A 16131-nucleotide genomic window follows, 5' to 3' on the forward strand; every position below is an offset into this window, starting at 1 on the left:
CCCGGAGGCGTACTGCTCCCAGCAGCCCTGGCTGCCGCAGCCGCACAGCAGGCCGTCCGGGACGACCCGGATGTGCCCGAACTCGGCGGCGACGCCGAAGCGTCCGCGCCGCAGCTTGTTGCCGATGATGATGCCGCCGCCCAGGCCGGTGCCGAGCGTGATGCAGATGACGTCGTCGTGGCCCTGGCCGGCGCCGAAGCGGTATTCGCCCCAGGCCGCGCAGTTCGCGTCGTTCTCGACGACGACGGGCAGGCCGATGCGCTGCTCGACCTTGTCCTTCAGCGGCTCGTGACGCCAGTTGATGTTGGGCGCGAAGAGTACGGTCGCGCGCTTGTCGTCCACGTATCCGGCGGCGCCGATGCCGACGGCGTCGATGGTGTGGCTGCTGCTGACCTCGGAGACGGCGGCGCAGATGGCCTCCGTCACTCCGTCCGCGGTCGGCGGGGTGGGCACCTTGTACGTCTCAAGGATCGTGCCCTCTTCGTCGACCACGCCGGCCGCGATCTTCGTGCCGCCGATGTCGACGCCGATGGTGAGTCCCATTAGTCCCTCGGTTTCCGGTCAAACCCCGCCACTGCCAACGGTACCCGAGGCTGCCGGAGGATCAGTCGAGATCGATCCGCTCGGAGGGGCCGTCGTCGGGGCCTTCGTCACGCGGGTCGCGGTCGTGGGCCGCCTGCCGGGGAGCCGGGGTTTCGCCCCGCGTCCAGCGGCGCTCGTGGCCCTCGACGGCCGAGCGGTAGGCGGCGAGCAGTTCGGAGCCGGCGGCCGCGAGGTGGTCGAAGACCTCCGGATTGCGCTCGATGACGGGCTTGGCGGCGGTCTTGGCCTGGTCGACGATCTGGCGCACCGCGCCGTGTGCGGCCACGCCGAACAGCGGGTTGTTCAGCCCGGACACCTTGTCGGCGACGGCTTCGAAGAGCTTGAAGAGCTCTTCGGCGGCGGTGCCGGTGCCGCCGGCCGCCCCCTGTTCCCGCGCACGCCGGCGTTCCTGCTCGGCGGCGAGGTCCTCGGCGCAGGCGCCGGCCCAGGCGTCGTCGTCGGTGGGACGGTCGGTGGCCTCGCTCATGGCGGACTCTCTCCTGCGGCTGCTGCTGGACGTGCGGTACGGACTACCTTCGACGGTACCCGAACGGGGGTACTCGGTTCATCGCGTACGGGGCCACAGTCCCGGGTCGGGGGTGAAGCGGATGCGGAGTTCCCCCTGTGCGAGGGCGGCGCCCGAGACGGTGCAGCGGCGCAGCGCCCCGGGGAGCGGGACGATCCTGCGGTGGGGGCCGACCGTGAGAAGCAGCTCGTCGCCGCGACGGACGAGGTCGAGGTCGCTCTTGTGCGCGCCGGGCAGCGGTACCACCCAGACGAGCACTCCGTCCTCGTCGAGCCGGTCCTCGACGGCCCAGGCCCGGCGGGGTGCGGGCGCCTCGGGTACGAGCCCGCCGGCGGTGGCGAGCCGCCCCAGGTCCTGCGGGCCGCGCGGATCGCGGCCGAGGTGGGCGAGGGGCACCACGGGGAGCTCGGCGGCCCACTCGGCGGCGTACTTCTCCTGCTGGGCGGCGAGCCCGGCGAGCCAGGGGTCGGCGGAGTCCTGGGGGACCAGGCGGTTGGCGACGACGCCGGAGACGGGCAGCTGCTGGAGGGCGAGCCCGAGCCGGCCGAGGCGCAGCGCGTCGGCGGCGGCCGGGCCGGGCTCGGCGACCAGCCTCAGCTCGGTGGTGTCGGCCTCGACGACGGCCTGTACGGCGGCCAGCTCCTCGTCCCAGCGGGCGGCGGTCTCGTACAGCCACCGGGCGGGCATCGGTACGCCGGCCAGCTGGGCCAGTACGGGCCGCAGGGCGCGGGCGGCCTGCCGTTCGGCGGGCAGCAGCCGGGCGAGGTAGCGGCGCAGCTGGGCGGGGAGGGCGAGGGTGGCGACGCTCTGGTGGAGCGGTGGCATGTCGACGACGACGAGGTCGGCGCCGGGCGCGGCGGCGGCCCGCCGCAGGGCGCGGAGCAGGGCGAACTGCTCGGCGCCGGGCAGTTCGGTGATCTCCTCGGCGCCCAGCGGCCGGGCCCCGACCAGGCCGAGCAGGGCGGATCCGCGCTGCTGGAGGGCGACGAGTTCTTCACGGAACTCCTCGCCGGAGTCCACCCGGGCCACCCGCAGCCCGGGTGCGGCCGGGTCGCCGACCAGGGCGGTGAGCGGGTCGCCGATGTCGCCGGAGAGCAGCAGCACCCGCTGCCCGTGGCGGGCCGCGGCGAGGGCGGTGGCCGCCGCCACGGTGGTCCGCCCGGCCCCGCCGGGGCCGGTGATCAGCAAGGTGTGCATGTGCGGGTGCTCCGGGTCGGTGGTGGTCCGCGGGCCGCGCGCCTGCGGGCGGTGGGCCCGGAGGGGCGCGCAGCGCGTTCCTCGGCCCGTCCGGTGCGCGGGAAGCGGGAGGGAAGCGGGATCAGACGGTTTCGACGCGCTTCTTCAGGCCCGCGAGCGCCCGGTCGATGATGACCTTCTCGGCCTTGCGCTTGATCATGCCGAGCATGGGGATCTTGACGTCGACGGTCAGCTGGTAGGTGACCTCGGTGCGCTTGCCGCCGTCGACGGGGGTCAGCCGGTAGGAGCCGTCCAGCTGGCGCAGCATCTGGGACTTGTCCAGGGTCCAGCTGACCTCGTCGGTGCCCTTCCAGGTGTAGGCGAGGGTGTGGTCGTCCTTGATCGCGCCCGCGTCGAGCAGCAGGCGGACCCTTTCGGCGCGCCCTGCGGCGTCGGTGGCCAGTACCTCGGCCTCCTTCACCTCGCCGGTCCACTCGGGGTAACGGGCGAAGTCGGCGATCACGGCCATCACGTCGGTGGGCGCAGCCTCGATCGTGATGCTTGAGCTGGTGTGTTCCGCCATCGCGGTCGCTCCTCCGGGCTGGGGGTACCTCCCAGCGGCAGCTGGGGTGGTTCGAGGATGTGTGCGGCCTGGGGCCGCCGCGTGAAGGCTACCGCGCGTGCGGACGTCGCCACTCCAGTGCGTCCCGCACCCTGCGGGAGGCCGCCGGGAAGCGGCTCGATCTCTACCATTCCAGGACCCAGGGCCGGCCCGTGGCCGCGAAGTGGCCGACGTTCACGCACTCGGTGTTCCCGATGCGCATCCGCCGGGCGAGCGGCTGGTGGACGTGTCCGAAGAGGGCGTAGCGGGGGCGGGTGCGGCGGATCGCGGCGAGCAGGGCCTCGCTGCCGCGTTCGAACCGGCGGGCGACCGTGTCGTAGCAGAGCTCGGGTACTTCCGGCGGGATGTGCGAGCAGAGCACGTCCACCTCGCCGAGGGCCTCGACCTTGGCGGCGTACTCCTCCACGTCCACCTCGTAGGGGGTGCGCATCGGGGAGGGCAGTCCGCCGCCGACGAAGCCGAAGACGCGGCCGCCGATCTCGACCCGCTGGCCGTCGAGGACGGTGATGCCGTCGCGGTCGGCGTACTCGGACCACAGGCCCGGGACGTCGACGTTGCCGTAGGTGGCGTACGTGGGGGTGGGGAAGGCGGCGAACATCTGTGCGTACTGACGGCGTACGGCGCCCTCGATGAGGGTGTCCCGGTCCAGGCCGGCCCAGAGCTGCCGGCCGAAGGCGTGCGCCTCCTCGAAGCGGCGCGCGGTGCGCAGCTCGACGATGCGGTCGGCGTTCTCGACGCCGAACAGGTCGGGGAAGATGCCGCGCGAGTGGTCGGCGTAGTCGAGGAAGAGCACGAGGTCGCCGAGGCAGATGAGGGCGTCGGCCCCGTCTCCCGCGCGGGAGAGGGCCTCGGTGTTGCCGTGCACGTCGCTCACGACGTGGACCCGGGTGCGGCCCGGCCCACGGCCCGCCTCGTGGTCCGGCTCGTGGCCCGGCCCACGGCCTGCTCCACGGCCTGGTCCCCGGCTTGATCCGCTCGTGCCGAACTGCTGTCCCCGCATGCTGCCAGCCATGCGGCCAACCCTAGAGCCGCCGGGTGGCGGCTGGTAGAGGGGCTGGGAGAGGCGGCCGGACCTGCGGTTACTTCCGAGTCGCAGAGGCGGTCGACTACTGTCTGCACGTAAGTGGTGAGGCAGGGTAAGTGCAGAATGTGACGCACGGAACATCTGGCCGGTTCCCCCTATCGGGAACCCACTACCGGTGGGTAACGTCCGGTCGGTCCACATGGTGGCGATGGCGCCCAGAGGAGCAGCAGTCTTGCGCGAGTTCAGCCTTCCGGCCCTGTACGAGGTCCCGTCGGACGGGAACCTGACGGATCTCATCCGCCGCAACGCCGCTCAGCATCCAGACACCGCCGTCATGAGCCGCAAGGTCGACGGCCGGTGGCAGGACGTGACCGCGACGGAGTTCCTCGCCGAGGTCCGCGCCGCGGCCAAGGGCCTCGTGGCGGCCGGTATCCGGCCCGGCGACCGGGTCGCCCTCATCTCCCGCACCCGCTACGAGTGGGTGCTGTTCGACTTCGCGATCTGGAGCGCGGGCGGCGTCACCGTCCCCGTGTACGAGACCAGCTCCGCCGAGCAGGTCCAGTGGATCCTCGGTGACTCCGGCGCCGTCGCCGTCATCGTGGAGAGCCCGGCGCACAGCGCGGCCGTGGCCTCGCTGCGCGACCGGCTGCCGGAGCTGCGCGAGGTCTGGGAGATCGAGCAGGGCGCGCTGGAAACGCTGAAGGCCGCCGGCGCGGAGATCTCCGACGCCGAGGTCGAGGAGCGCAGCAGCCTCGCGGGCGCCGACGACCCGGCCACCATCGTCTACACCTCGGGCACCACCGGCCGTCCCAAGGGCTGTGTGCTGACCCACCGGAACTTCTTCGCCGAATGCGGCAACGTGGTGGAGCGCCTGAGCCCCCTCTTCCGCACCGGCGAGTGCTCGGTCCTGCTCTTCCTCCCGGCCGCGCACGTCTTCGGGCGCCTGGTGGAGGTGGCTGCCGTGCTCGCGCCGATCCGCCTGGGCTGCGTACCGGACATCAAGAACCTGACGGACGAGCTCCAGTCCTTCCGCCCCACCCTGATCCTCGGTGTGCCGCGCGTCTTCGAGAAGGTCTACAACTCGGCGCGCGCCAAGGCCCAGGCCGACGGCAAGGGCAGGATCTTCGACGCCGCGGCGGACACGGCGATCGCGTACAGCCGCGCGATGGACGCCCCGGGCGGCCCCTCCTTCGGGCTGCGCCTGAAGCACAAGCTGTTCTCCAAGCTGGTCTACAGCAAGCTGCACACGGTCCTCGGCGGGCGCGGCGAGTACGCGATCTCCGGCGGAGCCCCGCTGGGCGAGCGGCTCGGCCACTTCTTCCGCGGCATCGGCTTCACGGTGCTGGAGGGCTACGGCCTCACCGAGTCCTGTGCGGCCACGGCTTTCAACCCGTGGGACAAGACGAAGATCGGTACGGTCGGCCAGCCGCTGCCCGGCTCCGTGGTGCGCATCGCGGACGACGGCGAGGTGCTGCTGCACGGCGAGCACATCTTCAAGGAGTACTGGAAGAACGAGACGGCGACCGCCGAGGCGCTGACCGACGGCTGGTTCCACACCGGCGACGTCGGCACCCTCGACGAGGACGGCTACCTCGCGATCACCGGCCGCAAGAAGGAACTCATCGTCACGGCGGGCGGCAAGAACGTCGCGCCGGCCGTGATCGAGGACCGGATCCGCGCGCACGCGCTGGTCGCGGAGTGCATGGTGGTGGGCGACGCGCGGCCCTTCGTGGCGGCGCTGGTCACCATCGACGAGGAGTTCCTCGGCCGGTGGGCCGCGGAGAACGGCAAGCCGGCCGGTGTGACGGCGGCGGAACTGCGCGAGGACGCGGAGCTGATCGCCGCCGTACAGAAGGCCGTGGACGACGGCAACTCGGCGGTTTCCAAGGCGGAATCGGTGCGGAAATTCCGCATTCTGCCCTCCCAGTTCACGGAGGAGTCGGGGCACATCACGCCGTCGCTGAAGCTGAAGCGCAATGTGGTGGCCAAGGACTTCGCGGACGAGATCGAGGCGCTGTACCGCGGCTAGTGCTGTACCGCGGCCGGTGCGGTGGCCGGGAAGGTCTGCCGGGTTGCGGCACCGGGCCGCTCCCCTACCGGGGGTCCTCGGCGAGGATCCTGGCCATGTTCCGCTCGGCGAGGGCGGTGATGGTCACGAAGGGGTTCACGCCGAGCGATCCGGGGATCAGGGAGCTGTCGACCACGTACAGCCCCTGGTAGCCCTTGGCCCGCCCGTAGCCGTCGGTGGCGTCCCCGAGGACGCAGCCGCCGAGCGGGTGGTAGGTGAAGTTGTCGGCGAAGGCCTTGTTCTCGCCGAAGAGGTCGTACCGGTACATCGTGAAGTTCCGCCGGTTGATGCGGTCGAAGAGGTTCTTCGCCGCGTCGACCGAGGGCGTGTTCTGGTCCCGCCGCCAGTCGAGCCGGGCGGAGTCGGTGACCGCGTCGTAGGTGAAGTGCCCGCGCTCCCGGTTCTTCGTGATGGCCAGGTACATCGAGATCCAGTGCTCGATGCCCATGGGGAGCGGGGCGATCTCGGCGAAGACCGGGTTCGAGGCGTTGTCCCAGTCGTCGATGCCCATCGCGGGCATGGTGGCCTGGTTGCAGCCGACGGTGTCCCACAGGTGGTTGGCGCGGGCGGTCATGACGTTGCCGTTGGGGCCCCAGCCGTGCCCGACCTTGTCGCTGAGCGCGGGCAGCGTCCCGCTCTCGCGGGCCCGTAGCAGGATCTCGGTGGTCCCGAGGCTCCCGGCCCCGAGGAAGAGCTGTTCGCAGCCGAGTTCGCGGACCTGGGTGACCCGTCCGGTGACATCGCTCGTCCGGACCGTCAGGACGTATCCCCCGGCCGGGTCGGGCCGGACGCCGACCACGCGCTGCATGGTCTCGATGGTGACGTTGCCGGTGCCGACGGCGGCGGCGAGGTAGGTCTTGTCGACGCTCTTCTTGCCGTGGTTGTTGCCGTAGATGACCTCGCCGGCCAGGGCCGAGCGGGGGCGGTACCGGCCGCCTCGCGTTTCATGTACGCGAAGTCGTAGACGTTGGGGACGAAGACGGTCTTCAGCCCGGTGTTCTGGGCGTGCTTGCGGGAGATCCGGGCGAAGCGGTACCACTCGGTGGATTCGAACCAGGCCGGGTCGATGTCGTTCACCCCGAGCATGGCGCGGGCGCGGGGGTAGTACGTGCCGTACATCTCGTCGGCGTCGACCTGGGGCAGTACCTCGGAGAAGTACGAGCGCCGGGGCGTGGGGGCCATGCCGCCGTTGACGAGCGATCCGCCGCCGACCCCGCGGCCGACGTACACGGACATGTCGCCGTAGTTCACGCGGTCGAGGACGCCGGGGTAGGGGCTGATGTCGCGGTTGACCACGTCGAGCCAGAGAAACTGGGCGAGCGGGGCCTCGGTGCGGTTGCGGAACCACATGGAGCGCTGGTCGGGGGCGGAGGTGGACGGAAAGACCTTGCCGTCGGTCCCGGGGGTGTCCCAGAGCCGGCCCATCTCCAGCACGACGGTACGTACGCCCGCCTGCCCGAGCCGCAGGGCGGCGACGGCGGATCCGTAGCCGGAGCCGACGACGATGGCGGGTGCGTACTGGGCGGCGGCGGGCTCCACGGCCGCGGCGGAAGCGACCGAGATCCGGGTGAAGCCGAGTGCGGCGGCGGTCGAGAGGGCGCCGAGGCCGAGCATTTGACGGCGCGTCAGATTGGATGTCATGGCCGCATCATGGGCGGAATCCAGCCTTCCGGCCAGACGCCGTCTTGACAGGCATCTGAGAGACAGTCGGACATGGCTGCGCCGTCCCTCGCCGGCGGCTCGGCTGCCGGGCTCCGCCCGGAACCCCGCTCCTCACGCGCCGGAGAGGCTGGATCTCGCCGACGCCGGCTGACGATTTCAGTCCCGCCGGGCGGCGCGGCACGGGCGTCGTCTACAGCAGCTCGCGCAGGCGTTCCGCCAAGAGGTCCCAGCGCCAGCGGTCCTCGACCCACGCACGGCCGGCGGCGCCCATCCGCGCCCGCAGTTCGGGGTCCTTCAGCAAGGTGACGATCCGGTCCGCCGCGTCCTCGGGGGACCCGCCCCGCACGACCCAGCCCGTCTCGCCGTCCAGCACCGCGTCCGGCGCTCCGCCGGAGTCGCCCGCGACCACCGGCAGGCCGGTGGCCGAGGCCTCCAGGTAGACGATGCCGAGCCCCTCCACGTCCAGCCCGCCCCGGCGGGTCCGGCACGGCATGGCGAAGACATCACCCGCACCGTAGTGGGCCGGGAGTTCCGACCACGGAACGGCTCCGGTGAAGACCACGGAGTCCGCGACCCCCGTGGAGACGGCCAGCTGCCGGAGGTCGGCCTCGTACGGGCCGCCGCCCACGATCAGCAGCACCGCGTCGGGCACCGCCGCCAGGATGCGCGGCATCGCCTCGATCAGCGTGTCCTGACCCTTGCGCGGCACCAGCCGGGAAACGCAGACGACCACCGGCCGGTCCGTCAGCCCGAGCCGGTCCCGGACCTCGGCCCCGCCCGACCCCGGGTGGAAGGTCTTCTCGTCCACCCCCGGAGGGAGTTGCGCCATCCGGGCCGCCGCCCGGTCCGTCACCGCCGAGGCGATCCGCGAGCGCGTGTACTCCCCCAGGTAGGTCAGTGTGTCGGTGCCCTCGCCGATCCGGCGCAGCAGCTGCCGCGCGGCCGGCAGCTGGGCCCAGCCCGCCTCGTGCCCGTGGGTGGTCGCCACGATCCGCCGCGCACCCGCCCGCCGCAGCGCGGGGCCCATCAGTCCGAGCGGGGCCGCCGCCCCGAACCACACGGACTCGCAGCCGTGTTCGCGCAGCAGACCGACCGACCGCCGCGTCACGCGCGGGGTCGGCAGCAGCATGGTCGTACGGTCGCGGATCACCTGGAACGGCTGCTCCGCGTCGAAGGCCGCGGTGGCCTCGCGGCCCTCCGCGCTGTGCTTCCAGGTGGAGGCGTAGACGACGATCCGGTCGGGATCCAGCCGTAGCGCCATGTTGTGCAGGAAGGCCTGGATGCCGCCCGGTCGCGGCGGGAAGTCGTTGGTCACGATCAGCGTCTTGTGCATCGCTGCCAACGTACCGGACGCCCTCAGCGGAACTCCGCCCGCAGGGCCTCCTGCCAGTCCTTCGTCAATGCCTCCGGGTCCGCTCCGAGGGCCTCGCGCACCGCCGTCGGCCACGGCTGGCGCCCGGCCCTCCCGTACAGGTCCACGAGCGCCGCCTCGCCCCATCTCCCCGCGATCAGCCGGCAGGCCAGCCAGGCGCCCTCGTAGGCCCTGGCCAATGCCTCCGGGTCGCCGCCGAAGGCGAAGTCCTCCGACCGGGGCAGCGTGCCCGGCACCTCGCCCCGCCGTACGGCCCGGGCCAGCGCCGGGGCGGCCTGCTCCGGGGCGGCCGGGGTGCCACGGTAGGCCGCCCAGTCCGCGAAGCCCTCGGAGAGCCACAGCGGGGTGGTGGCGGTGGTCGCCGCCCGGGTGGCCACATGGCTGACCTCGTGGGTCAGGATGACCCCGCGGCCCGCCGAGCTGAGCTCCGCCCACCCCTGCGGGTTCACGACGACCCGGTCGGCGGGGGCGGGCGCCGCGCCCACCCGGCCGGTGGTGACGGCCCCCATGCCCCGGTACTCGGCGGCCGGGCGGCCCAGCAGCTCCGCCATCCGCTCCAGTGATCCGGGGACCAGCACCACGGCCCGGCCCGCCCAGGGCCCCGGCCAGGCGGCGCTCGCCGCGGGCACCGCCCGGTCGGCCTCCGCCGCGATCGAGGACAGCGTCCCCGCCTCCTGCCCGACGCCCAGCACCAGCGAGTGCGCCCCGCGGACCACCGTCACCGGGCCCTGGTCCCAGAGCTGCGGCAAGGCGCCGGGCGCTGCCCCGTCGCCGGAGACGTGCCACCGCCCGCCGTCCCGCGTGAGGCGCACCTCGCGGGCCGAGCCACCCGCGGCCGCGTCGTAGCCGCTCAGCCGGTAGCGCAGCTCGGCCCGGGCGGTGGCACCGGCGCCGTCGCGCCGGACCGCCGAGACCTCGTACGCCCATCCCTCCAGCGGGATCCCCGCGAGCTGCGGGGGCGGCGTACGCGACCAGTCGGCGACGGCCTCCCGGATGTCCCGCTCTGCGCCGTCCCGCGGTGCGGGCACCCCGCACCCGGCGAGCAGCGCGCTGAGCAGGAGCGGCAGCACGCGTACGAGGGACCGGCGGAGGGGGGACATCCGACGATCGTACGCACGGGTGCACCAGGGGGTGTCCGCAATGTGGCGCCGGCCGCCCCGAGGGCAGGGCAGGCGGGCGGGACTTTACGGACCCCCTAGGGGCGGGTCACCGAGGAGACGGGCATCATCCCGACGGGGTCGTAGCGGACCCGGGCCCCGGGGTACGGGGCGTGGACCACCTGGCCGTTGCCGACGTACATGCCGACGTGGCTGGCGTCCGAGCGGTACGTCACCAGGTCGCCCGGGCGGGCCTGCGACAGCGGCACCCGCCGGCCGGCGTGCCGCTGGGCCTGCGAGGTGCGCGGCAGCGAGACCCCGGCCTGCCGGTACGACCAGACCATCAGCCCGGAGCAGTCGAAGCCGGAGGGGCCGGTGGAGCCCCACACGTACGGTCGGCCGACCGCGGCGCGGGCCGCCATCACGGCGGTCTCGGCACGCCCCGAGGAGGGACCGAGGGAGGACAGCTCGGGGAGCCCCTCGGGGCGGCCCGCGGAGCGCGAGGAGCGTTCGTAGTCGGCCCGCTCCCCTGAGGGCATGGCGTTGAGCAGCCGCCGGGCGGCCGCGAGCTTCGCGGTGACGGAGCGCTTGTGCCGGGCCACATCGGAGCGCAGGGCGTCGAGTTCGGCGAGCTTGCGGGAGGCTTCCTGGCGCTCCTGGCCGAGTTCGCGCTGCTCCTCACGGAGTTCGCCGAGCTGCCGGGCCTGGCGGCCGGTCAGCCGGTCGAGGGCGGCGGCCCGCTCCAGGTACGCGTCGGGGTCCTCGGCCAGCATCAGCCCGACGGCGGGGTCGATGCCGCCACCGCGGTACTGGGCCCCGGCGTAGGTGCCGAGGACGCCCCGCATGGTGTTGATGCGCTCCTGGGCGCGGGCCACCGCGTCCTGGGCCCGGTTGACCTCGACGCGGAGCCGGTCGGCCTTCTCGCCCGCCTCGTTGAAGCGTTCGGTGGCCTGCTCGGCCTCCTCGAAGAGGCGGTCTACCTGGGCGCTGATGGCCGTTCTCGACCCGCCGCCGGGTTCGTGCGGGAGGCCGGGGGCCGCGCTCGCGGGTACGCCCGTCATGGCGACCGCGGCCGTGACCGCGGCGGCGGTGAGGACGGTGACCTTCGTGTTCCGGTCGAGGCTGCCGAGCCCGGCCCGGCGATGGGACGCCACGTGAAACCGCTCCCTTCCGCTGCGCGGGGCCCGGGTCCGCCCGGGTGGACGGCCGTGTGCCGGGTTCCGCGCTGGCAGACAGTAGCGGCGCCACCACGCACCGGCCAACGACCACCGGCGGGCGCACATGCCGACGCCCCGCAGGAGACGCAGGTCACCGGCGGGGCGTGTGGTCAGACGCAGGCCCGGGAATTCGCCCGGATGGGCGGTGTCGGGCGCGTCCGGGGCCGCGGGGCGGAGCGGATCAGCCGACCCGGACGCCGAACTGGAACGGCATGTTGTCCATGGACTCGTACTTGATGCCGCTGCGCGGGTTCGAGGCGTGCAGCGTCATGTTGTTGCCGGCGTACAGGCCGACGTGGTGCAGGTCGTCGTAGAAGAAGACAAGGTCACCGGGCTGGAGCTGGCTGCGGCCGATGCGGGTGCCGTCGTTCACCTGGGTGAAGGTGGTGCGGCTGATGTTGACGCCCGCCTGCTTGTAGGCCCACTGCGTGAGGCCGGAGCAGTCGTAGACGTTGGGCCCCGTGCCACCGGACTGGTAGGTGAAGCCCAGCTTCGTCTTGGCGGCTTCGAGGGCGGCTCCGGCGCGGCCGGAGGCCTTGACGTTGCCGAGGTCGACGCGCTGGCTGTCGGCGCGGCTGGCGCGCGTGTCCTCGTCCTTGATGGCCGCGCGCTCCTGCGCGGTCAGGCTGTTGAGCAGGGCCTGGGCCGCGGCGAGCTTCTCGGTGGAGACCTTCTTCTTCTCGCCGAGCTCCTTGCGGGTGGCGTCGAGGTCGGCGAGCTTGCCGGCGGCCTCCTGGCGCTGCTGCGCGAGGGTGCGCTGCTTGTCCTGGATCCGCTGGACTCCCTCGACCTGCTTGGCGCTCAGGTGCTCCACGGAGGAGGCCTTGTCGAGGTAGCTGTCGGGGTCCTCGGAGAGGAGGAGCGCGAGGGAGGGGTCGATCCCGCCACTGCGGTACTGGGCGCTGGCCATCGAACCGAGCGTGCTGCGCAGGTCGTTGAGTTCGCCCTGGCCGCGCGCGACCTGGTCCTGGAGCTGGCCTATCTCCTTCTCCAGCTTGTCCTGGCGCTCCTTGGCCCCGTTGAACTTCTCGGTGGCCTGCTCCGCCTCTTCGTAGAGCGCGTCGACCTGGCTCTTGACCTCGTCCTTGCTCGGCTTCGCCGGCGCGGCGGAGGCGCTCTGCGCGGTGAGGGCGACGGCCGCGGCCGCGACCGAGGTGAGCACGGTCACACGAGCGCGGTTCGGCTGCTTGGGTCGACGGTGGGACGCCACGAAGGCGAGCTCCTTCTTCCTGGGAGCCGCCGAAGAACGCAACTCGGCAGCACCTTCGCTGCCACCCCGAATGAGTGATCTACCGCACGAAGGTTTGACCAGACCCTAGTGACCCAGCTGTGATCAGTTCAAATCCTGCCGGGAAAAATTTCGGTCCCCCACCAGGTTCTTTACCTGCAGCGCACGCTCTGTGCAGGTCACTTGACGGTGCGTCCCCCGCGAGTCCTATCAATTCGGGCATCAGGACGAGGAGTTACGAAACGCGCGAAAGCCGCTTCAGCAACAAAGCGGACGTCACGGGCCGCGCACCCGCCTTGGCCACCCCGTCGGCGACCTCCCGGTCCGTGGAGACCACGACCACCGGCCTGCCGGGCGGCTCCGCGCGCACCAGCTGGCGGATCAGCTCGTCCGCCGTCACCCCGGCCTTGGAGAACAGCACCCGTACCCCGCGCGGCGGCGCGAGCAGCACCGGCGCCGCCAGCTCCGCGCCGTCGAAGACACAGGTCATCTCCGCGCCCGTCTGCGCGGCCAGCATCGACAGACCGCCCAGCAGCCGCAGCCGCTGCTTCTCCAGCGGCATCGTCGGATAGCCCGTCTTGGTCACGTTGTAGCCGTCGACCACCAGATGGGCCTGAGGCAGCGCCAACAACTGGTCCAACAGAGCCGGATCGGTCTCCGAGAGGGCCCGGGCCGCGATGTCCTTCGGCGTCATGCGGCCCGGCTCCACCGCGTCCACCGTGTCGGCGGGACGGGTGTTCACCGGCGGCAGGGCCAGCTCCCGGCGCAGCCCCTGGGCCGCGTCCAGCACGGTGTCCAGCAGCAGCCGCAGCCGCATGTCCTCGATGCTGCGCCCCTCCCGGGTGGCCCGGCGCGAGGTCTCCAGGGCCGTCTCCACCTCCGCGAGACGGGACTTGAGCCGCCGGGTCTCACTCTCGGCGGCGGCCACCCGAGCGGACGCGTCACCGCGGATCCCGTCGATCTCCGCATTCACCTTGCGCAGGGCCGCGTCACCCCGCTTGACGTCGCTGAGGGCGCTGCGCAGCTTACGCTGTAGCGATTCCGCTTCCTTGCGGACCGCATCCAGCTCGACCCGGACCTGCTCACCGCCCGTGCGCTGCAGTTCCCGTACGTGGGCGAGCTCCTCGCGCAGCCGCTCCAGCTCGCGCCGGGTCTCCTCACCGACCCGCTCGGCGTCGGCGCGCTGCGCCTCCTCGCCCGCGGCGGCCACCAGCTTGACCCAGCCGGCCGGCCGCAGGACGAACGCCGCGGCCGCCACGTCCAGCGGATCCGCCGCGGCCGGGGGCGCGCCGGCCTCCAGCGCGGCGGCCAGATCGGCCTGCGCCTCGCGCAGCTTCTCGGCGACCCTGTTGCGGAACACGGCGTCGGTCTCGACCGCCGCGGCCATGGCGTTGCCCGCGAACTTGGCGCGCCGGGTCGCGGTGAAACGGGCGTACTGGCGCAGCTGTGCCGGGAGGTCCGCGACCGTCAGTCCGCCGAAGGCGTCCGAGACGAGCGCGACGACCCGGCGCCGCACGCCTTCCGGCAGCGGGTGGTCGAGCGCCTCGGCGGCGTCGCCGGCCGCGTCGGCCGGCTCAGCGCCGCTTGCTGGCTCCACAATCCGTCACCCCTACCGTGATCTTCCTGTGGGTGCGTCTCCGTCAGGAGTCCGCGCCCGGCCTGTCCACGAGTTCGATCTGGTCCACCGCGTTGCACCAGCGACAGCGGACCGACTCGATGGTCTCATTGACCACCTCGCGTTCCTCGACCTTGGGCTCCCCGGCGAGGTCCAGGTGGACGTACTCCACGACCTTCGACGAACGGGTCACGTCGAAGCGCGTGAGGTTGCCGCACAGGGTGCAGCGCCACCGGGTGGTGTCGGTCGGCAGGGGAACCGTCATCAGGCCGCTCTCTCCTTCGTAGCTGATTCAATTAAAGCCGCCCGCGCCGCCGTATGCGTCGTCCTGCGGACCGCAGCTCGTAACCCTACGGCCTGCCACCGCTTCAGGTGGGCCCCCTTGCGTCATGCTCTGTCACATGATCGTAAGGTGGCGGACCGTTCGCGAGGCCGCCCGGGGACCCGTGGTCACCCATGCGCTGATCGCGGGCTGCGCCGTGGTGTTCGTACTCGGGCCGGCCTCGGGGCTCAACCCGGGCTACGGGACGGGGGAAGAGCTCCTGTCCACCGGCACGGACTACTTCCGGCGCTGGGGCGTGGTCCCGGACGAGCTGTTCACGGGCAGCCCCCGCGCCTGGCTGACCCCGCTCACCGCGCTGTTCGTCCACGGCAGCTGGCTGCATCTGCTCGGGAACATGCTGTTTTTGTACGTTTTCGGCGCGATGGCGGAGGAACGGATGGGCCGCCCCGCGTTTCTCGTCTTCTACCTCTGTACGGGTTACCTGGCGATGACGGCGTACGCGGCGGCCAACGCGGGCTCCCCGCAAACGCTGGTCGGGGCGTCCGGCGCCATCTCGGCCGTGCTGGGCGCGTTCCTCTTCCTGCTCCCGCGGGCGAGGGTGACGAGCCTGTTCCCGTTCCTCTTCTTCCTGCCGCTGCGCTTCCCGGCGTGGATCGTGCTGCTGTTCTGGTTCGCCCTCCAATGGGTGGCGGCGCAGCGGGCCGGCAGCGGGCCGGGGGTGGCCTATCTGGCCCATCTGGTGGGCTTCTCGCTCGGCTTCCTCTACGCATGGGCCCGATATCGGGGTACGACTAGAGTGAGGCGACCAGCGACGGCCACCGAGGGAGACAGCCAGCCGTGATCACCGCGATCGTGCTCATCAAGACCAGCGTGGACCGCATCCCCGAGATCGCCGAGTCCATCGCCGCCCTCGAAAACGTCAGCGAGGTCTACTCGGTCACGGGGACGTACGACCTGATCGCGCTGGTCCGCGTGGCCCGCCACGAGAACCTGGCGGACATCATCCCCGGCCGCATCAGCAAGATCCCGGGCGTCGAGGCGACGGACACGCACGTGGCCTTCCGCACGTACTCGCAGCACGACCTGGAAGCCGCCTTCGCGATCGGCCTGGACGCGTAGCCCCTGCCGTGCCGTGCCCCTGCGGGGTGCTCGGCGGTGTGCGGCTGTGCCCTTGCCGGGCGGGGTGCGGTGCGGGCGGCCCGGCGGTGCTCCGGTGGGACCGGGTGCTCTGCGGCGCGGCCGGATCCGTGGGGGTAGCCCTGCGGGCGGCTCGGTGGCGTGCGGCGCGGCCGGACTCCGTGCCGGGCTCCGCCTCAAACGCCGGCGGGGCTGGAATTGCGGACCGGTGCCTTGAAGGGCGGCGGGGATGCCGTGGCGGGGTGCTCGGTGGCGTGCGGCGCGCCCGGACTCCGTGCCGGGCTCCGCCCGGACCCGCGCCTCAATCGCCGGCGGGGCTGGAATTGCGGGCCCGTGTCTCGATGGGTGGGGGGTGTCTCCTCGGCTCGCGCGTGGCGGGCTGGTCTCGGTTGTGGGGCGGGGGACGCGCTCGTCCTGCGGGGACACCCCACCCCGTCCCCCCACCCCTCGGCCGTGGTGTCGAAGCCCTGCCGTGGGGCGGGGACACGCAGGAGGGTCCCCGCAGGACGAGGCGCGACCCGG

Annotated in this window: 14 protein-coding genes and 1 pseudogene; 3 read left to right on the forward strand and 12 right to left on the reverse strand. The window is 72.6% G+C overall.

Annotated features, from left to right (window positions below):
* The 5 genes from ACWGIU_RS09555 to ACWGIU_RS09575 form a co-directional block, all read right to left on the reverse strand.
* The coding region (locus ACWGIU_RS09555; protein WP_453704010.1) for an ROK family glucokinase at window positions 1–543 on the reverse strand (543 nt) is incomplete at its 3' end.
* Window positions 544–604: 61 nt separating this feature from the next.
* Entirely contained in the window at window positions 605–1069 is a 465-nt protein-coding gene (locus ACWGIU_RS09560) for a DUF5304 domain-containing protein (RefSeq protein WP_453704012.1), read from the reverse strand.
* Between the two features lie 78 nt (window positions 1070–1147).
* Window positions 1148–2305 carry an ArsA family ATPase gene (locus ACWGIU_RS09565; protein WP_453704014.1) on the reverse strand — a complete coding sequence of 386 codons (1158 nt, stop codon included), beginning with the start codon at window positions 2303–2305 and terminating at the stop codon, window positions 1148–1150.
* A gap of 121 nt (window positions 2306–2426) precedes the next feature.
* Window positions 2427–2867 (reverse strand): SRPBCC family protein, encoded by a 441-nt coding sequence (locus ACWGIU_RS09570; protein WP_453704016.1) that lies wholly within the window; start codon window positions 2865–2867, stop codon window positions 2427–2429.
* Between the two features lie 163 nt (window positions 2868–3030).
* Window positions 3031–3780, reverse strand: coding sequence for a metallophosphoesterase family protein (locus tag ACWGIU_RS09575; RefSeq protein WP_453704018.1), 750 nt, complete (start codon window positions 3778–3780; stop codon window positions 3031–3033).
* Between the two features lie 382 nt (window positions 3781–4162).
* On the opposite strand from ACWGIU_RS09575, the gene ACWGIU_RS09580 reads away from it, so the two are divergent.
* Window positions 4163–5959 carry an AMP-dependent synthetase/ligase gene (locus ACWGIU_RS09580; RefSeq protein WP_453704020.1) on the forward strand — a complete coding sequence of 599 codons (1797 nt, stop codon included), beginning with the start codon at window positions 4163–4165 and terminating at the stop codon, window positions 5957–5959.
* A 64-nt stretch (window positions 5960–6023) separates the two neighbouring features.
* On the opposite strand, the pseudogene ACWGIU_RS09585 reads toward ACWGIU_RS09580, so the two are convergent.
* From ACWGIU_RS09585 to ACWGIU_RS09615, 7 genes and pseudogenes are all read right to left on the reverse strand, one after another.
* A pseudogene (locus ACWGIU_RS09585) lies at window positions 6024–7639 on the reverse strand (GMC oxidoreductase).
* Window positions 7640–7850: 211 nt separating this feature from the next.
* Window positions 7851–8993, reverse strand: coding sequence for a glycosyltransferase family 4 protein (locus ACWGIU_RS09590; RefSeq protein ID WP_453704022.1), 1143 nt, complete (start codon window positions 8991–8993; stop codon window positions 7851–7853).
* Between the two features lie 23 nt (window positions 8994–9016).
* Entirely contained in the window at window positions 9017–10132 is a 1116-nt protein-coding gene (locus tag ACWGIU_RS09595) for a hypothetical protein (RefSeq protein WP_453704024.1), read from the reverse strand.
* Window positions 10133–10227: 95 nt separating this feature from the next.
* Entirely contained in the window at window positions 10228–11283 is a 1056-nt protein-coding gene (locus ACWGIU_RS09600) for an NlpC/P60 family protein (RefSeq protein WP_453704026.1), read from the reverse strand.
* Window positions 11284–11527: 244 nt separating this feature from the next.
* Window positions 11528–12556, reverse strand: coding sequence for an NlpC/P60 family protein (locus tag ACWGIU_RS09605; RefSeq protein WP_453704028.1), 1029 nt, complete (start codon window positions 12554–12556; stop codon window positions 11528–11530).
* Between the two features lie 253 nt (window positions 12557–12809).
* A complete protein-coding gene (locus tag ACWGIU_RS09610) occupies window positions 12810–14174 on the reverse strand; it encodes an NYN domain-containing protein (protein ID WP_453704032.1) in 1365 nt (454 codons plus the stop codon).
* A gap of 40 nt (window positions 14175–14214) precedes the next feature.
* Window positions 14215–14454: a hypothetical protein gene (locus ACWGIU_RS09615; protein WP_008738811.1), complete on the reverse strand. Its 240-nt coding sequence runs from the start codon at window positions 14452–14454 to the stop codon at window positions 14215–14217.
* A 124-nt stretch (window positions 14455–14578) separates the two neighbouring features.
* Between ACWGIU_RS09615 and ACWGIU_RS09620 the strand changes: the two genes are divergently transcribed.
* Both ACWGIU_RS09620 and ACWGIU_RS09625 read left to right on the forward strand, forming a co-directional pair.
* Window positions 14579–15313 (forward strand): rhomboid family intramembrane serine protease, encoded by a 735-nt coding sequence (locus tag ACWGIU_RS09620; RefSeq protein WP_453704030.1) that lies wholly within the window; start codon window positions 14579–14581, stop codon window positions 15311–15313.
* Window positions 15310–15591 (forward strand): Lrp/AsnC family transcriptional regulator, encoded by a 282-nt coding sequence (locus ACWGIU_RS09625; protein ID WP_030013053.1) that lies wholly within the window; start codon window positions 15310–15312, stop codon window positions 15589–15591. The genes ACWGIU_RS09620 and ACWGIU_RS09625 overlap by 4 nt, the downstream gene beginning before the upstream one ends.
* Window positions 15592–16131 lie beyond the last annotated feature (540 nt).

This window comes from Streptomyces sp. NPDC054840, from assembly GCF_053611065.1.